At 52.1% G+C, this 1,368-nt stretch carries 1 rRNA gene; it reads right to left on the reverse strand.

The window, feature by feature from the left end:
* Positions 1–1,283: ribosomal RNA gene (locus FS806_RS26445) — 23S ribosomal RNA — on the reverse strand; the annotation flags it as partial.
* Positions 1,284–1,368 lie beyond the last annotated feature (85 nt).

Below are 1,368 nucleotides of genomic sequence, written 5' to 3' on the forward strand. Positions count from 1 at the left end.
CCCCTACCTCTTAAGGTGGATTCTGGTGAAATGTCACGGCCTACACGTTCCTCAAAGAGAGAGTGAAGACGACGCAAGCCACAGCTTCGGTGGTGTGTTTAGCCCCGTTACATTTTCGGCGCAGAGTCACTCGACCAGTGAGCTATTACGCACTCTTTAAATGGTGGCTGCTTCTAAGCCAACATCCTGGTTGTCTTTGCAACTCCACATCCTTTCCCACTTAACACACACTTGGGGACCTTAGCCGATGGTCTGGGCTGTTTCCCTCTTGACGATGGATCTTAGCACTCACCGTCTGACTCCCGGGGTCCAAGAAGATGGCATTCGGAGTTTGACTGAGCTTGGTAACCCTTGGCGGGCCCCGCACCCAATCAGTGCTCTACCTCCATTTCTCAACCTCCCGAGGCTAGCCCTAAAGCTATTTCGGGGAGAACCAGCTATCTCCGAGTTCGATTGGAATTTCTCCGCTACCCCCACCTCATCCCCGAATTTTTCAACATTCGTGGGTTCGGGCCTCCAGTGAGTGTTACCTCACCTTCACCCTGGACAGGGGTAGATCACACGGTTTCGGGTCTACGCCTGCGTACTCATTTCGCCCTATTCAGACTCGCTTTCGCTACGGCTCCGCATCTTCTGCTTAACCTTGCACGCAAACGTAACTCGCCGGTTCATTCTACAAAAGGCACGCCATCACTCATGAACGAGCTCTGACTTCTTGTAAGCACACGGTTTCAGGTTCTTTTTCACTCCGCTCCCGCGGTTCTTTTCACCTTTCCCTCACGGTACTGCTTCACTATCGGTCGCTAGGGAGTATTTAGCCTTAGCAGATGGTCCTGCCAGATTCCCACGGGGTTTCACGTGCCCCGCGGTACTCGGGATCCGTCTAGCACTTTTGCTCATTTTCGGCTACAGGGCTTTTACCTCCTCTGGCCGGCCTTTCCAGACCGCTTCACCTAATGAGCTCAGTCCATGTTGACGTCCCACAACCCCGATGCACAAGTGCATCGGTTTAGGCTCTTCCGCGTTCGCTCGCCGCTACTGACGGAATCACTATTGTTTTCTCTTCCTCAAGGTACTTAGATGTTTCAGTTCCCTTGGTATGCCTCTTCCGTACCTATGGATTCAGTACGGAGTGCGTATCCATTACGATACGCGGGTTCCCCCATTCGGACATCCCCGGATCGATGCTTGCTTACAGCTCCCCGAGGCATTTCGTTGTTCGCCACGTCCTTCATCGGCTCCTAGCGCCTAGGCATCCTCCGTGTGCTCTTACTAGCTTAACCTGATTTCTCTTCATTAAGAAAAATCCAATCACTGGCTAATGGATGCTTTCGCATTTTCATTCGCTATCTAGTTTTCAAGGAACAA

The sequence above is a fragment of the Paenibacillus sp. 32O-W genome (assembly GCF_007679495.1).
Lineage (GTDB): Bacteria > Bacillota > Bacilli > Paenibacillales > NBRC-103111 > Paenibacillus_L > Paenibacillus_L residui.